This is a genomic window from Kitasatospora sp. NPDC056446, assembly GCF_042796115.1.
Classification (GTDB): domain Bacteria; phylum Actinomycetota; class Actinomycetes; order Streptomycetales; family Streptomycetaceae; genus Kitasatospora.
Genome location: NZ_JBHTRF010000039.1, coordinates 39772 through 54121 on the forward strand (window position 1 = coordinate 39772; position 14350 = coordinate 54121).

Here is a 14350-nt window from a genome sequence, read left to right on the forward strand (position 1 = left end):
CCGGCGTGGCGGGGCGTCGGGGCCCGGTCAGTTGCGGTGGACCGGCAGGCCGTGCTGGGCGGCGGCCAGCAGGTCGTGCATCCGGTGGCCGAAGTCCTCGGTGTCGCGGGCCGGTTCGGGGAAGACGAGGCGGACGTCGCGGTGGCCGTCGGGGTGGTCCAGGCGCAGCACCAGGCCGTGCCGGTCGAGGGCGAGGGGACGGACGTCCGGGGTACGGGCGAGCAGTACCGGGTCGAGCAGGCGGGTGAGGACGTCGAGCGCGTCGGCGTGGTCGTCGGCGAGGTGGGTGAGCAGCGGGGCCTCGTGGCGGGCCAGCGGGTCGGGGGCGGCGAGGGCGAGGTCGGCGGCGGTGACCGCGCCGGTGCGGTACGGGGTGGCGAGGACGGCGTGGGCGACGTCGACGCCCAGGTGGACGCTGAGGCCGTCGTCGGCGAGGTGGGCCAGGTGTAGCCGGCCGGCCAGGGTGAGGCGGGCGCGGACGCGGTCGCGGACAGCGACGGGGGAGACGTCGGTGACGTCGAGGACGACGGCCAGGCCCTCGGTGGCCTGGGCGGCGGCCACGGTGAGCGGGGCGTCCAGCGGGGCGCGCATCCGCAGCCGGGTGCCGTGGACGGAGACCGGGGTGTCCAGGTCGTGGTGCTCGCCGAGGGCACGGACGGTGAGCGAGGAGGCCGTGGCGAGCAGGCTGAGGATCCGTTCGGCGGTGGTGGGCTCGGGGACCTCGGTGTCGCCGGTGGGCAGGCTCATGGACGGACCTCCAGATAGTTAGGTGAGGCTAACCTAATATCCGGGTCGAGGTGTGGCAAGCAGGCATCGACGGGGACGGAGGCGGGCGGAGGTGGGGGCGCGCGGGGACGGCGGCGGGCCGGGATGTGCCGAGGGCTCGGACGCACCGAGGGCCCGGACGCGCGGGAGCGTCCGGGCCCTGCGGGCGGGCGGCCCGTCAGCCGATGACGGCCTGGGCGTCGATCTCGACCAGCATCGGCTCCTGCGGCAGCTCGACGAAGATCGTGGTGCGGCACGGCTTCACGCCGCCGGGCTTGATGTTCTCGTCGATGAACTCGGCGTAGACCTCGTTCATCAGCGGGAAGTCGGCGCGCTTGGTGAGGTAGACGCGGAACATCACCACGTCCTCGACGGTGGCGCCGCCCGCCTCGACGATGGCCTTGACGTTCTCCAGGGTGCGCCGGGTCTGCGCCTTCACGTCGCCGCGGTGGAGGTACTCGCCGGTCGCCGGGTCCTGCGGGCCCTGGCCGGAGACCTGGAGGATCGGGCCCTTGCGGACGCCCTGGGAGAACATCCAGGCGGGAGCGGGGGCGCCGTCGGTGCGGATCTCGGTCTTCTCGCCGGTCCGGGGGTGCTCGGTGGACATCGTCTTCCTTAGGGTTCTTGACGGTTCGTCAGATATGGTCGGGGCGGCCGCAGTCGGCCGACACGGCGCGGGCGGTGGCGAGCAGCTGCGGAAGCAGGTCCAGCACCTGCTCGTACGGCAGGACGACGTCCGGGACGGAGATGGACGCGGCCGCGACGACCCGTCCGCTGGCGTCCCGGACGGGCGCGGCGACGCAGTTGATGAAGGCCTCGTGCTCGGCGTGGTCCTGTGCCCAGCCCTGCGCGGCGACCTTCTCCAGCTCGGCGAGCAGCGCCTCGGGCGTGGTCAGGGTGCGTTCGGTGTGCGGGGTGAAGTCGATCCCGGCCACCACCCGGCGCCGCTCGGGCAGCGGCAGGTCGGCCAGCAGCACCTTGGAGACGGCGGCGCTGTGCAGCGCGGCGCGCAGGCCGATCCGGGAGTACATCCGGACCGGGTGGCGGGAGTCGAACTTGTCGATGTAGACCACCTCGCCGCCCTCGTAGGCGGCCAGGTGCACGGTCTGGCCGGTCGCGGCGTTCAGCTCGGCCAGGTGCGGGGCGGCGATCCGGCGGATGCCGCGCTGCTCCAGAGCCAGGCCGGAGAGCGCGAACAGGCCGGCGCCCAGGTGGTAGCGGTAGGCCGCGTCGCGGTAGACGAACCGTTCCTCTTCGAGGCTCTGCAGCAGCCGGAGCACGGTCGTCTTGTGGACGCCGAGCTTCTCGGCGAGCTGGTCGAGGGAGCGTTCGCCCTCGCCGAGCTCGGCGAGGATGCGCAGGGCGCGGGTGACGGTCTGGCTCATCGTGCTCCGCTTCGGGGGCTGGGGTTCCTGCTCATTGTGCCCGGGCCCGCTCGGCGGACGGCCTCCGGTCGGCGGACGCTGCCCGGACGGTCGGCAGGGCCGGGCCGGCGATGCCGTCCGCGCTGACCCGGGTGGCGGCCCACTGCGCGGGGGAGGCGTCGAGCAGCGCGGCCACCACGGGTGCGGGCGGCAGTTCGGCCTGGTCGCCGGGGGCGGTCAGCGCGCAGGCGGCGCTCAGGTGGCCGAGCCGCAGCCGGCGGCGCTGGTCCAGGCCCCGCAGGGTGCCGGCCAGGTAGCCGGCCGCGAAGGCGTCGCCCGCGCCGGTGGCCTCGACGACCTCGACCGCGAGGGCGGGCTCGCTGACCGCCGTGCCGTCCCGCTCCAGGGCCGTGACGTACCGGTCGGCGTCCTTCACCACGAGGGTGGCGGGCGACGGGAAGCGGCGGCGCAGGGCGGCCGGGTCGCCGGTGCCGAAGGCCGCCTGCGCCTCGTCGGCGCCGAGCAGCAGCAGATCGGCGGAGTCCAGCAGCGGGGGCAGGACGGCCGGGTCGCGGTCCCGCCAGAGCGAGGGGCGCCAGTTGAGGTCGAAGCTGACCGTCCGGCCCGGGCGGCGGTCCGCCAGCAGGGCGCGCAGCAGGGCCAGGCAGTCGTCGGAGAGCGCGGCGGTGATCCCGGACAGGTGCAGCAGACGGGCGCCGGCCAGCAGGGCGGCGGCGGCCGGGTCGGCGAGCAGCGCGGGGGACAGCGCGGCGGCCGCGGAGCCGCGCCGGTGGTAGTGCAACCGGCTGCGGCCCGGGCCGAGGTCGTGGTCGCGGCCGGTGCTGCCGCCGACCTCCTTGAGGTAGAGGCCGGTCGGGCGGTGCGGGTCGACCGCGACCGCGGAGACGTCCACGCCGCGGGCGGCGACCTCGGCGACCAGCCGGCGGCCGAAGCCGTCGTCGCCGACCCGGCTGATCCAGGCGGTGGGCACCTCCAGCGCGGCCAGGGCACCGGCCACGTTGGACTCGGCGCCGCCGACGGAGAGCCGGAAAGTCTCCACCGACTCCAGCGGCCCCGGGCGGTCCGGCAGCAGGACGGCCATCGACTCGCCCACGCACACGGCCGTCGGGGGAGGACCGGGGCGGGTCGGGCCCTGGGTGTCCTGTCGCGGCATGTGCTGGGCTCCTCGTCTGCGGCCGTTCCGTCGAGAGCGGGCCGACTCCGTTGACCGTGCGCCGACTGCGCCGGGCGGCGGCCGGGCCCGTCGGGGGCGCGTCCGGTCCGTGGTCCGGGAGTCGGTTCCGTTGACCGTGATCCGGCGCCGATGCTAGAACCGTGCTGCCAACATGTGCAACCCTCGTTGCACATGCTGCAACATGGCGGATGGAGGAACACGGTGGATCAGACCTTCGCACACAGCGGAACCGGGCCGGGTATCGACGGCGGCGCGGTGGCGGCCCTGGCCGAGGAGCCGCTGGACTGGCGGTTCAAGGCCGCACCACCGGACACCCCCGCGGGCCGGCGGCCCGGCAGCGCGACCGACGGCCGCACCGTCCGGGACTGGCTCGCCACCGGACCGACCCTCTCCTCGCTCGGCACCCCGCTGCTCACCCTCGACGGCGCCGCGCTCGACCACAACGTCCGCACCATGGCCGACTGGTGCGCCAAGGCGGGGGTCGCCCTCGCCCCGCACGGCAAGACCACCATGGCGCCCGCCCTCTGGCAGGCCCAACTCGCCGCCGGCAGCCACGGCATCACCCTCGCCAACCTGCCCCAGGTGCGCGTCGCCCGGGCCTTCGGGGTGCAGCGCGTCCTGCTCGCCAACACCCTGCTCGACCCGCTCGGACTGGCCTGGATCGCGGCCGAACTGGCCGCCGACCCGGACTTCGCCTTCCTCGCCTGGGTCGACTCCACCGAGAGCGTGCGGCTGATGGACGAGGCGCTGCGCGCCGCCGGAGCCGAACGGCCGGTCGAAGTGCTGGTCGAACTCGGCGGCCCCGGCGGGCGGACCGGTGCCCGCGGCGTGGACGCCGCCGTCGAGGTCGCCGCCGCCGTCCTGCGCGCCCCCACCCTGCGCCTCGCCGGCGTCGGCGGCTACGAGGGCGCGCTCGCTCACGACGCCACGGCCGAAGGACTGGACACCGTCCGCCGCTACCTGCGGACCCTCGCCGAACTCCACGGCCGGCTCGCGAGCGCCTACCCCGACGACGCGCCGCCCGTGGTCACGGCCGGCGGCAGCGCCTACTTCGACCTGGTGGTCGAGGAGCTGACGGGACTGCCGGACGCCCTGGTGGTGCTGCGCTCCGGCGCCTACATCGCCCACGACGACGGCTTCTACCGGGGCATCTCACCGCTCGCCCGCGACGGTGGCGAGTCGCCGTTCCGCGGTGCGCTGCACGGCTGGGCCCGGGTGGTCTCCCGGCCCGAACCGCAACTCGCCCTGCTGGACGCCGGCAAGCGCGACCTGCCCTTCGACGAGGGCCTGCCCGAGCCGCAACGGGTGCGCGGCGGAGCCGAACTGACCGGGACGACGGCCCGGATCACCGCGCTCAACGACCAGCACGCCTTCCTGCGCGACGCCGGCGACCTCGCGCCGATCGGCGCGGTGGTGCGCCTGGGCGTGTCGCACCCGTGCACGGCCTTCGACAAGTGGACGGCGATCCCGGTGCTGGACTCGGCGGACGCCGCCGAGCCGAAGGTCACCGGGCTGGTCAGGACGTTCTTCTGATGGCGGGGGAGAGAACGGGCCGCTCCGGGGCGGGCGGGTTGTCCTGGTTGCCCGGGCCGGAGGCGAGCCGTCCCGGGCCGGGCCGTTCCGGGCCGGGCGCGACCGTCTTCCGGGGCGCCACCGTCGTGGACGGCACCGGAGCGGACCGCTACCGGGCGGACGTGCGGATCGCCGACGGCCTGATCACCGAGATCGGCGACCGCCTCGACGCGCCCGAGGTGGTGGACGCCGACGGCCTGGTCCTCAGCCCCGGTTTCATCGACATGCACGCCCACTCCGACCTCGCCCTGCTGCTCGAACCCGAGCACCCGGCCAAGGTCACCCAGGGCGTCACCTGCGAGGTGCTCGGCCAGGACGGCCTGTCGTACGCCCCGGTGGACGACACCACGCTGCCCGCCCTGCGCCGCCAACTCGCGGGCTGGAACGGCGATCCGGCCGGCTTCGACTGGGACTGGCGGGACGTCGCCGGCTACCTGGACCGGCTCGACCGCACCGGCACCGCCGTCAACGCGTGCTACCTCGTCCCGCACGGCACCCTGCGCACGCTCGTCATGGGGTGGGCCGACCGCCGGCCCACCCCGGCCGAACTCGACCGGATGCGGCAGGTGTTGGCGAAGAGCCTGCTGGACGGCGCGGTCGGCATGTCCAGCGGTCTCACCTACACCCCCGGGACGTACGCGGACACCGCCGAGCTGGTCGAGCTGTGCCGGATCGTCGCGGCCTACGGCGGATTCCACGCGCCGCACCAACGCTCGTACGGAGCAGGTGCGTTGGAAGGCTACGAGGAGATGGTGGAGATCTCCCGGCAGAGCGGCTGCGGACTCCACCTGACCCACGCCACGATGAACTTCGGCGTCAACCGGGGCCGGGCCGGCGAGCTGCTGGAACTGCTCGACCAGGCACTCGCGGACGGCGTCGACCTCACCCTGGACAGCTACCCCTACCTGCCCGGGTCCACCACCCTGGCCGCCCTGCTGCCGAGTTGGGCCGCCGAGGGCGGACCGGCCGCGACGCTGGCGAGGCTCGCAGACCCGGCGCAGTGCGCCCGGATCCGTTACGAGGTGGAGGAGAAGGGCAGCGACGGCTGCCACGGCGTCGTCACCGACTGGACCACGATCCAGATCTCCGGCGTCCGGTCGGCGGAGCTGTCCCCCGCCGTCGGCCGCACCGTGGCCGAACTCGCCGTCGAGGAAGGGCGGACCGGGACGGAGGTGTTCCTCGACCTGCTGCGCCGGGACGAGCTGGCCACCACGATCCTCCAGCACGTCGGGCACGAGGAGAACGTCCGGGCGATCATGCGCCACCGCGCGCACACCGTCGGCAGCGACGGACTGCTGGTGGGCGCCCGGCCGCACCCGCGGGCCTGGGGCACCTTCCCGCGCTACCTCGGCCACTACAGCCGGGAGTTGGGGGTGCTGTCACTGGAGGAGACGATCGCCCGGATGACCGGGCGGCCGGCCGCCCGGCTGGGACTGCACCGGCGCGGCCGGATCGCCCCCGGCCACCACGCCGACCTGGTGCTCCTCGACCCCCTGAGGGTCCGGGACGCCGCCACCTTCGAGCACCCCCGGCGCCCCGCCGAGGGCATCGAGTACGTGTACGTCAACGGCACCGCCGTCGTCCGGCAGGGCCGCACCACCGGCGCCCGCCCCGGGCGTGCCCTGCGCCGCACCGACCGAGGAACCCGAGCCACATGAACTCTCTCTCCGCCCTCCAGGACGACCGGGTGATCGCGGTGGTCCGCGCACCGCGGATCCCGGACGCCGCCGAACTGTGCGCCGCGCTCGCCGCCGGAGGCATCACCTGGACCGAATTCACCTACACCACACCGGATGTGACGAAGCATCTGCGACGCGCGGCGCAGGCCGGCTGGCGGGTCGGCGTCGGCACGGTGCTGACCGCGGAGCAGGCCGAGCGCGGGGTCGCCGCGGGGGCGTCCTTCCTGGTCACCCCCGGCTGCCGGCCCGAGGTCGCGGTGGCGGCACGGGCCGCCGGGGTGCCGGTGGTACTCGGGGCGCTCACCCCGACCGAGGTGGCGCACGCGGTGGACCTCGGCGCCGCCGCCGTCAAGATATTCCCGGCCCGGGCGTTCGGCCCCGGCTACTTCAAGGACCTGCGCGGCCCGTACCCGGACGTTCCGCTGGTGGCCTCGGGCGGGGTGAACGCGGGCAACGCCGCCGAGTTCCTGGGGCAGGGCGCCCTCGCGGTCTGCGCGGGGACGGACGTGGTGCCGCCGGAGGCGGTCGCGGCGGGCGACTGGGCGGAGATCACCCGCCGGGCCCGGGTGTTCACGGAGGCCTGCCCGGCGCGGGTGCGGGCGACGTAGCGCACCGGCAGGACGCGGTGGGCCGGGGCGGGGTGGGTGAGCCGAAGCGGCGGCGGGGCGGGGTGAGGCGGACTGTCGGAACGGCCGGGAGCGGACGAGAATCGGTGGCACCCGGTCGTCCGGCCTCCCGGCCGGCACCGGCCCGGCTCAGCCCGGCCCGGCGCACCCCCGGGCCCCGGACCCGGCAGGAGGACCCGCCCATGACCTCGACCCGCCCCGGCCCCGACTGGCTCGCCGAAGCGGTCCTCTACCAGATCTACCCGCAGAGCTTCGCCGACTCCGACGGCGACGGCATCGGCGACTTCGCCGGCATCGCGGAGCACCTCGACCACCTGGCCTGGCTCGGCGTCGACACGGTCTGGCTCAACCCCTGCTTCGCCTCGCCGTTCCGCGACGCCGGGTACGACATCACCGATTACCTCGCCCCGGCCCCGCGCTACGGCCGCACCGAGGACCTGGCCGCCCTGGTCGAGGCCGCCCGCCGCCGGGGCATCCGGATCCTGCTGGACCTGGTCGCCGGGCACACCTCCGACCGCCACCCCTGGTTCCTGGCCGCCGCCGAGGACCCCGCCGACCACCGCTACATCTGGTCCGACCGGCGGGCGGACGGCTTCGTCGCCTCGCCCGGCAGCCGCCCCGGCTGGTACCGGCCGAACTTCTTCGACTGTCAGCCCGCACTCAACTTCGGCTACGCGCGCAGCAGTCCGGACGAGCCCTGGCGCCAGCCGGTGGACGCCGAAGGGCCGCGCGCCAACCGGGCGGCGCTGCGCGAGATCATGGCGCACTGGCTCGGCCTCGGAGTGGCGGGCTTCCGGGTGGACATGGCGTACTCGCTGGTCAAGGACGACCCGGACAAGGCCGAGACCGCCAAGCTCTGGACCGGGCTGCGCGACTGGCTGGACGGCGCCCACCCGGACGCCGCCCTGTTCGCCGAATGGGGCGACCCGGCCGCCGCCGTCGCGGCCGGCTTCCACGCGGACTTCTTCCTGCACTTCGGCGGCGCGGACCACGGCTTGCCACTGCGCTCCCTCTGGAACAACAACGGCGGGACGGTCGAGGAGTTCTGGCACCAGGACGCCTGCTACTTCGAGGCCGAGGGCCGGGGCAGCGCGCGGCCCTTCCTGGACGCCTGGCGCTCGGCCGCCGAACTCACCGAAGGCAGCGGGCACATCGTGCTGCCCAGCGCCAACCACGACTTCTCCCGCCTGGCCGCCGGTCCGCGCACCGCCGAGCAGCTCCCCCCGGCCTTCGCCTTCCTGCTGACCTGGCCGACCCTCCCGGCGGTGTACTACGGCGACGAGATCGGCATGCGCTACCTGCCCGGCCTGCCCGACACCGAGGGCAGCGTACTCGGCCCGCGCTTCAACCGGGCGGGCTCGCGCACCCCGATGCAGTGGGCGCCCGGCCCCACGGCGGGATTCTCCACCGCGCCGCCCGAGCGGCTGTACCTGCCGGTGGACCCGGACCCGCACCGTCCGGACGTGCTCTCCCAGCGGGCCGACCCGACCTCGCTGCTGCACACCGTCCGGCGGCTGATCGCCCTGCGCCGGGCGCACCCCGGGCTGGGCTCGGCGGGCGGGGCGGAGGTGCGGCACGACGGGTACCCGCTGGTGTACACCCGGGCCGGGCGGTACCTGGTGGCGGTCAACCCGCGGCGGGAGCCGGGGGCGGTACGGCTGTCGGAGCTGCTGCCGGGCGGGCTCCCCTCGGGCATGCGGCCGTTGGAGGCGCAGGGCGTCCGGGTGGTGGACGGCGAACTGCGGGCGGACGGGTTCTCCTACGGGGTGTACGCGCTGGACTGAGGGCTCCGGCCGCCGGACCCCGGGGCCGCCGCCGGACCCGGGGCCCGCTTCCCTTCGATGTCGGATAGTTGTAAGCTACATCGATAGATGGTTGCATTTACCACCTTGATTGGTTGCATTTGCCACCCTCTCATGCGAACGGAACACCACCGGAGGACGGTACGACCACCATGAGCACACCCCAGACCCCCGCCGCGGCGCCCACGCTGGGGCACTCGCTCAAGCACCTCGCCGTCCACCTGGTGACCCCGCTGCTGATGTGCCTCGGCATGGCGCTCGCCTACCAGGGCGCCTTCCACCAGCCCGAGCCGCACCACCTCAAGGTCGCCGTCGTCGGCACCACGCCCCAGGCGCACGGCCTGGCCGAGGCGATCCGGCAGAAGGCCGGGGACGGGCTCGACGTCCGGACCGTCGACGACCGGTCCGCCGCCGAACAGCAACTGCGCGACCGCGACCTCGTCGGTGCCTTCGTCCCGGACGCCACGAGCCCCGAGCTGATCGTCGCCAAGGGGAACTCCGAGACCTCGGTGGTGGCCGCGACCGCGGTGTTCACCGCCGTCACCGACCGGCAGGGCGTCCCGCTGCACGTCACCGACCTGACCACGCCCGCCGCGGGCGACCCGACCGGCCAGGGCCTGTTCTTCCTGCTGGTCGCGCTGAGCATCGGCTCGTACGCGAGCGTCGCGGTGATCGGCGCCGCCGGTGCCGCGTTGGGCATGCGGGTCCGGGCGCTGGTCGGGGTCGCCGTCTCGCTGGTGGTCAGCGTCATCGGGATCGTCACCGCCGGCCCGGTGTTCCACGTGGTGGACCACGACCAGGCCGCGGTCTGGGCGCTCGGCTGGCTCTACTCGGCGGGCGTCGTGCTGATCGGCATCGGCCTGCACAGCTTCCTGAAGAAGTGGACCACGCTGGCGCTGATGGTGCTGTTCGTGATGCTCAACTTCACCTCCTCCGGCGGCATCTACCGCCCGGAGCTGCTGAACGGCTTCTTCGGCGCCCTGCACGGCTTCTGGACCGGCGCGGGCTTCCTGGAGGGCGCGCGCAGCCTGCTGTACTTCGACGGCGGCGCGGGCCTCGGCGGGCACGTCGCGACCCTGGTGGCCTGGCTGCTGCTGGGCGGCGCGGCCGTCGCGGCCGGGGCGCTGTACGAGCGCCGCGGCCGCCGTCCGGTGGAGGCGCCGGCGGAGGCCGAGGAGGAGATGGAGGAGGCGGTCGCGGTCTGACCGGACCCCTCGGGAAGGCTTCACCCGGCGCCAGGGGCATCGGCGCCGGGTGGGGATCGGCGGCCCGCGCCCGGCTCTGGACAAGCCGGACGCGGGCCGTGGCGTGGGCGCCGCCCGGGCGCCGCCCGGCCCTACCGGTACGCGGCCTGCCCGGTCAGCGCCTGCCCGACCACCAGGGTGTGGATCTCGCTGGTGCCCTCGTACGTCAGCACCGACTCCAGGTTGTTGGCGTGCCGGATCGGCGAGTACTCCAGCGAGATGCCGTTCGCCCCGAGGACCGTCCGGCACTCACGGGCGATCGCCAGCGCCTCGCGCACGTTGTTGAGCTTGCCGACGCTGACCTGCTCCGGCCGCAGCCGCCCGGCGTCCTTGAGCCGCCCGAGGTGGACGGCGAGCAGCGCGGAGTTGCCGAGCGCGAGCGCCATGTCGGCGAACTTGCGCTGGGTCAACTGGAAGCCGCTGATCGGACGGTCGAACTGGACCCGGGAGTCCGCGTACCGCAGGGCCGCCTGCAAGGAGTCCCGGGCGGCGCCGACCGCGCCGAACAGGATGCCGAACCGGGCCTCGTTCAGGCAGGACAGCGGCCCGCGCAGCCCCTCGGCCCCCGGCAGCCGTGCCTCGGCGGGCAGCCGGACGCCGTCCAGGTGCAGTTCGGAGGTGACCGAGGCGCGCAGCGACAGCTTCCGGGTGATGTCGCGGGTGGTGAAGCCGGGGGTGCCGCGCGGGACGAGGAAACCGCGGACACCGTCCTCGGTGGCCGCCCAGACCGTCGCGACGTCCGCGATGCCGCCGTTGGTGATCCACATCTTGGTGCCGTCGAGGATCCAGTCCGAGCCGTCGCGCACCGCGCGGGTGCGCATTCCGGCCGGGTTGCTGCCGAAGTCCGGCTCGGTCAGCCCGAAGCAGCCGATCGCGGTGCCGGCGGCCAGCCGGGGCAGCCACTCCTGCTTCTGCGCCTCCGAACCCCACCGGTGGACCGAGTGCATCGCGAGCGAGCCCTGGACGGAGACGAAGCTGCGGAGGGCCGAGTCGGCGGCCTCCAGTTCGAGGCAGGCCAGACCGTAGGAGACGGCGTTGGTGCCGGCGCAGCCGTAGCCGTCCAGGTGCATCCCGAGCAGCCCCAAGGCGCCCATCTCGGGGGCGAGTTCGCGGGCGAAGTGGGCGTTGTCGAACCACTCCGGCAGGTGCGGGCGGACCCGGTCGGCGAGGAAGCCGGCGACGGTCGCCTGGATCGCGCGCTCCTCCTCGGACAGCAGGGTGGCGAAGTCGATCAGGTCGAGCGGGTCGGCGAGGGGGGTGCTCATATCGGTTCCTGGGAGGTTGTGGGGGGCGTCGCGGGAGCGTCCAGCCAGGCGGCGAGCTCGGCGGTGTGCTCGCCGAGCCGGGGCGGGGGCAGGTGGTAGCGCGGCGGGGTGCGGGACAGGCCGATCGGGTTGGCGACCAGGTCGAGCGGGCGGCCGTCCGGGCCGGGCAGCGGAACCCGGGGGGCCAGGCCGAGGGAGTCGGCGAGGGCGAAGGCGTCGGCCAGGTCGTTGACCGGGCCGCAGGGCACGCCGAGCGGGGTGAGCACCGCGAACCACTCGGCGGCGGTGCGGCGTTCGAGCCGGGCGGTGAGCTCGCGGGCGAGCGGGCCGACGTGCGCGACCCGGTCGGCATTGGTGGCGAAGCGCGGATCGGCGGCGAGAGCGGGTGCGCCGATGCCCCGGCAGAGCGCGGCGAACTGCCGGTCGTTGCCGACCGCGACGACCAGCGGGCGGTCGGCGGCGGTGAACACCTCGTACGGGGCGATGGAGGGGTGGCGGTTGCCGAGGATGCCGGGCACCGCCCCGGCCAGGGTGTAGCCGGCGGACTGGTTGACCAGGCCGGACAGCAGGGTGGAGAGCAGGTTCAGCTCCACCAGCTGGCCCCGGCCGGTGGTGTCGCGCTCGCGCAGTGCCGCCAGGACGCCGACCGCCGCGTGCAGTCCGGTCAGCACGTCCACCACGGCGACGCCCGTCTTCACGGGTTCGCCGGGTGCCGGGCCGGTCACCGACATCAGGCCGCCGACGGCCTGCACCAGCAGGTCGTAGCCGGGCAGTCCGGCGCCCTGGCCGGTGCCGAAGCCGGTGATCGAGCAGTAGACGAGACGGGGGTTGAGGGCCCGGGCATCGTCGGGGCCGAGGCCGTGGCGGGCCATCGTGCCGGGGCGGAAGTTCTCCACCAGCACGTCGGCGCGGCGGAGGAGTTCGACGGCGCGGGCGTGGTCGGCCGGGTCGCGCAGGTCGAGGGTGAGGGAACGCTTGTTGCGGTTGACGGAGAGGAAGTAGGTGGCCTCGCCCTGGGCGTGCGGCGGGCCCCAGGCGCGGGTGTCGTCGCCGGTGCCGGGCTGCTCGACCTTGATCACGTCGGCGCCGAGGTCGGCGAGCAGCATGGTCAGGTAGGGCGCGGCGAGGACGCGGCCGAAGTCGGCGACCAGGACGCCGTCGAGCGGGAGCCCGGTCATTCGGCTGCTCCCGGGCGGGTGGTGTCGGTCGCTGGGTCCGTCGCCGGGTCGCCGGTCGGGTCGGTCGCCGGGTCGGCGGTACGGTCGGCTGTCGCGCCCGCCGTCACCGCGGCCGCCGCGTCGCCGGAGGGGGCGTCGCCGTGCAGGTGCGGGCGGGCGAGGAGCAGGTAGAGCCCGCCGGCCGCGAACACGACCACCGCGGAGAGCAGGACGAGGTAGTTGTCGTACCACGCGGCGTCCGGGGTGCGGCCCCAGCAGATGTTGACGATCGCGGCGACGCCGTAGACCAGCGCGCCGACGTTGACGGCGAGGCCCCAGCGGCCGAGCCGGAAGTCCCCGCTCGGGCGCCAGCCGCGCAGCCGGGCCCGCAGGGCGGCCAGCACCACCATCTGGAAGGCCAGGTAGATGCCGATGCTGGAGAAGGAGATGATCTTCGTCAGGGCGCCCTCGGAGAGCGCCGAGGCGCCGACGATGATCACGCCCGGCAGGGTCGCCGCGAGCAGCAGCGCGTACGGCGGCACCCGCAGCCGGTCCGAGACGGTGGCCAGCAGGCGGCTGCCCGCGATCATCCGGTCCCGGGCGAAGGAGTACGTCAGCCGGCTCGCCGCCGCCTGGAGGCTCAGCACGCAGGACAGGAAGGAGATCAGCACCACGCCGATCACCACCCGGGCGCCGGTCGCGCCGAACGCCTCGTGCAGCACCTGGGCCACCGGGTCCTTGTCGCTGCCGGAGACCACCGCGCCGATGTCCCGGATCGACATCACCAGTGCCAGGCTGACGCCGATCGCCGCCGCGCCGCCGACGTAGATGGTGCGCCGCATCGACTTGGGGATCTGCCGACCCGGGTCGGGCACCTCCTCGGCGACGTCGCCGCAGGCCTCGAAGCCGAAGAACAGGAAGACCGCGATCAGCCCGGCGGCCAGGAAGGCGTCGGTGTACGAGCCGTCGCCGCCCGCGCCGAAGCTGTCGAAGACCACGCCGAGGCCGTGGTAGCGGTGCGTCAGCAGCAGCCAGGCGCCGACCGCGAGGGCGCCCAGCAGCTCGGCGGCGAAGCCGAACACGGCCGCCGCCGACAGCACCCGGGTGCCGCCGAGGTTGATCACGGTGGCGAGCGCCAGCAGGCCGAGCGCGCACCAGACGGTCGTCGCCGTGCTCGGCTCGACGCCCAGCAGCGCGGCGACGTACGGGCCGGCGCCGTACGAGACGGCCGCGATGGTGGACATCAGCGCCAGCAGGTAGACCCAGCCGGTCAGCCAGCCCCAGGTGCGGCCCCACAGCCGCCGCGCCCACGGGTACACCCCGCCGGCGACCGGGAACTGGGCGACCACCTCGCTGAACACCAGCGCGACCAGCAACTGGCCGACGCCCGCGATCAGGAAGCTCCAGACCATCGGCGGACCGGCGGTCTGGAGGGAGGTGGCGAAGAGCGTGTACACCCCGACGACGGGGGAGAGGTAGGTGAAGCCGAGGGAGAAGTTCGCCCACAGGCTCATGTCGCGCTTGAACTCGGAGGTGTATCCGAGGGCGGCCAGCCGCTCGGCGTCCGGGTCGGGGGCGGCGCCCGGGGGGCGGGCGGTGCTGGCGCGTGCACTGGCATCGGTCATGACCTGCTCCTGGGAACGTGTCGTGATGCGTCGGGGGAGTGCTGCGGGTCCGGAAG

At 74.6% G+C, this 14350-nt stretch carries 12 protein-coding genes; 5 read left to right on the top strand and 7 right to left on the bottom strand.

Annotation, left to right across the window (positions count from 1 at the left end; all coding sequences use genetic code 11):
* Nucleotides 1-27: 27 nt before the first annotated feature.
* The 4 genes from ACFQ6N_RS23745 to ACFQ6N_RS23760 all read right to left on the bottom strand — a co-directional run bounded on the left by ACFQ6N_RS23745 (nt 28) and on the right by ACFQ6N_RS23760 (nt 3303).
* Nucleotides 28-747 carry a DUF2470 domain-containing protein gene (locus ACFQ6N_RS23745; protein ID WP_380652384.1) on the bottom strand — a complete coding sequence of 240 codons (720 nt, stop codon included), beginning with the start codon at nt 745-747 and terminating at the stop codon, nt 28-30.
* Nucleotides 748-943: 196 nt separating this feature from the next.
* Nucleotides 944-1372: a RidA family protein gene (locus ACFQ6N_RS23750; protein ID WP_380652387.1), complete on the bottom strand. Its 429-nt coding sequence runs from the start codon at nt 1370-1372 to the stop codon at nt 944-946.
* Nucleotides 1373-1400: 28 nt separating this feature from the next.
* Entirely contained in the window at nt 1401-2150 is a 750-nt protein-coding gene (locus tag ACFQ6N_RS23755; RefSeq protein ID WP_380652390.1) for an IclR family transcriptional regulator, read from the bottom strand.
* Between the two features lie 31 nt (nt 2151-2181).
* Nucleotides 2182-3303, bottom strand: a complete 1122-nt coding sequence (locus tag ACFQ6N_RS23760) for a sugar kinase (RefSeq protein WP_380652393.1) — start codon at nt 3301-3303, stop codon at nt 2182-2184.
* A gap of 222 nt (nt 3304-3525) precedes the next feature.
* On the opposite strand from ACFQ6N_RS23760, the gene ACFQ6N_RS23765 reads away from it, so the two are divergent.
* The 5 genes from ACFQ6N_RS23765 to ACFQ6N_RS23785 all read left to right on the top strand — a co-directional run bounded on the left by ACFQ6N_RS23765 (nt 3526) and on the right by ACFQ6N_RS23785 (nt 10208).
* Nucleotides 3526-4857 (top strand): amino acid deaminase, encoded by a 1332-nt coding sequence (locus ACFQ6N_RS23765; protein WP_380652396.1) that lies wholly within the window; start codon nt 3526-3528, stop codon nt 4855-4857.
* The gene (locus tag ACFQ6N_RS23770; RefSeq protein WP_380652399.1) at nt 4857-6554 is read left to right on the top strand and encodes an amidohydrolase family protein; all 1698 of its coding nucleotides are present in this window, start codon (nt 4857-4859) and stop codon (nt 6552-6554) included. The genes ACFQ6N_RS23765 and ACFQ6N_RS23770 overlap by 1 nt, the downstream gene beginning before the upstream one ends.
* The gene (locus tag ACFQ6N_RS23775) at nt 6551-7183 is read left to right on the top strand and encodes a bifunctional 4-hydroxy-2-oxoglutarate aldolase/2-dehydro-3-deoxy-phosphogluconate aldolase (RefSeq protein ID WP_380652402.1); all 633 of its coding nucleotides are present in this window, start codon (nt 6551-6553) and stop codon (nt 7181-7183) included. The genes ACFQ6N_RS23770 and ACFQ6N_RS23775 overlap by 4 nt, the downstream gene beginning before the upstream one ends.
* A 200-nt stretch (nt 7184-7383) precedes the next feature.
* On the top strand, nt 7384-8985 hold the full coding sequence (locus ACFQ6N_RS23780; protein WP_380652405.1) for an alpha-amylase family glycosyl hydrolase: 1602 nt from the start codon (nt 7384-7386) through the stop codon (nt 8983-8985).
* Between the two features lie 170 nt (nt 8986-9155).
* Nucleotides 9156-10208, top strand: coding sequence for a hypothetical protein (locus ACFQ6N_RS23785; RefSeq protein ID WP_380652408.1), 1053 nt, complete (start codon nt 9156-9158; stop codon nt 10206-10208).
* Nucleotides 10209-10339: 131 nt separating this feature from the next.
* Here ACFQ6N_RS23785 and ACFQ6N_RS23790 read toward each other — a convergent pair whose 3' ends face one another.
* From ACFQ6N_RS23790 to ACFQ6N_RS23800, 3 genes are read right to left on the bottom strand one after another with little or no spacing between them, the layout of a single operon-like run.
* The gene (locus ACFQ6N_RS23790) at nt 10340-11512 is read right to left on the bottom strand and encodes an acyl-CoA dehydrogenase family protein (protein ID WP_380652411.1); all 1173 of its coding nucleotides are present in this window, start codon (nt 11510-11512) and stop codon (nt 10340-10342) included.
* On the bottom strand, nt 11509-12690 hold the full coding sequence (locus ACFQ6N_RS23795; RefSeq protein WP_380652414.1) for a CaiB/BaiF CoA transferase family protein: 1182 nt from the start codon (nt 12688-12690) through the stop codon (nt 11509-11511). The genes ACFQ6N_RS23790 and ACFQ6N_RS23795 overlap by 4 nt, the downstream gene beginning before the upstream one ends.
* Nucleotides 12687-14294 (bottom strand): APC family permease, encoded by a 1608-nt coding sequence (locus tag ACFQ6N_RS23800; RefSeq protein WP_380652417.1) that lies wholly within the window; start codon nt 14292-14294, stop codon nt 12687-12689. Before ACFQ6N_RS23800 ends, ACFQ6N_RS23795 begins: the two co-directional genes overlap by 4 nt.
* Nucleotides 14295-14350 lie beyond the last annotated feature (56 nt).

Excerpts from the sequence above, each read along its gene's own strand:
- ACFQ6N_RS23800 (WP_380652417.1), bottom strand. The coding sequence starts at position 14,294 with ATGACCGATGCCAGTGCACGCGCCAGCACCGCCCGCCCCCCGGGCGCC.
- ACFQ6N_RS23780 (WP_380652405.1), top strand. The coding sequence starts at position 7,384 with ATGACCTCGACCCGCCCCGGCCCCGACTGGCTCGCCGAAGCGGTCCTC.
- ACFQ6N_RS23760 (WP_380652393.1), bottom strand. The coding sequence starts at position 3,303 with ATGCCGCGACAGGACACCCAGGGCCCGACCCGCCCCGGTCCTCCCCCG.
- ACFQ6N_RS23770 (WP_380652399.1), top strand. The coding sequence starts at position 4,857 with ATGGCGGGGGAGAGAACGGGCCGCTCCGGGGCGGGCGGGTTGTCCTGG.
- ACFQ6N_RS23755 (WP_380652390.1), bottom strand. The coding sequence starts at position 2,150 with ATGAGCCAGACCGTCACCCGCGCCCTGCGCATCCTCGCCGAGCTCGGC.
- ACFQ6N_RS23745 (WP_380652384.1), bottom strand. The coding sequence starts at position 747 with ATGAGCCTGCCCACCGGCGACACCGAGGTCCCCGAGCCCACCACCGCC.
- ACFQ6N_RS23750 (WP_380652387.1), bottom strand. The coding sequence starts at position 1,372 with ATGTCCACCGAGCACCCCCGGACCGGCGAGAAGACCGAGATCCGCACC.
- ACFQ6N_RS23785 (WP_380652408.1), top strand. The coding sequence starts at position 9,156 with ATGAGCACACCCCAGACCCCCGCCGCGGCGCCCACGCTGGGGCACTCG.
- ACFQ6N_RS23790 (WP_380652411.1), bottom strand. The coding sequence starts at position 11,512 with ATGAGCACCCCCCTCGCCGACCCGCTCGACCTGATCGACTTCGCCACC.
- ACFQ6N_RS23795 (WP_380652414.1), bottom strand. The coding sequence starts at position 12,690 with ATGACCGGGCTCCCGCTCGACGGCGTCCTGGTCGCCGACTTCGGCCGC.
- ACFQ6N_RS23775 (WP_380652402.1), top strand. The coding sequence starts at position 6,551 with ATGAACTCTCTCTCCGCCCTCCAGGACGACCGGGTGATCGCGGTGGTC.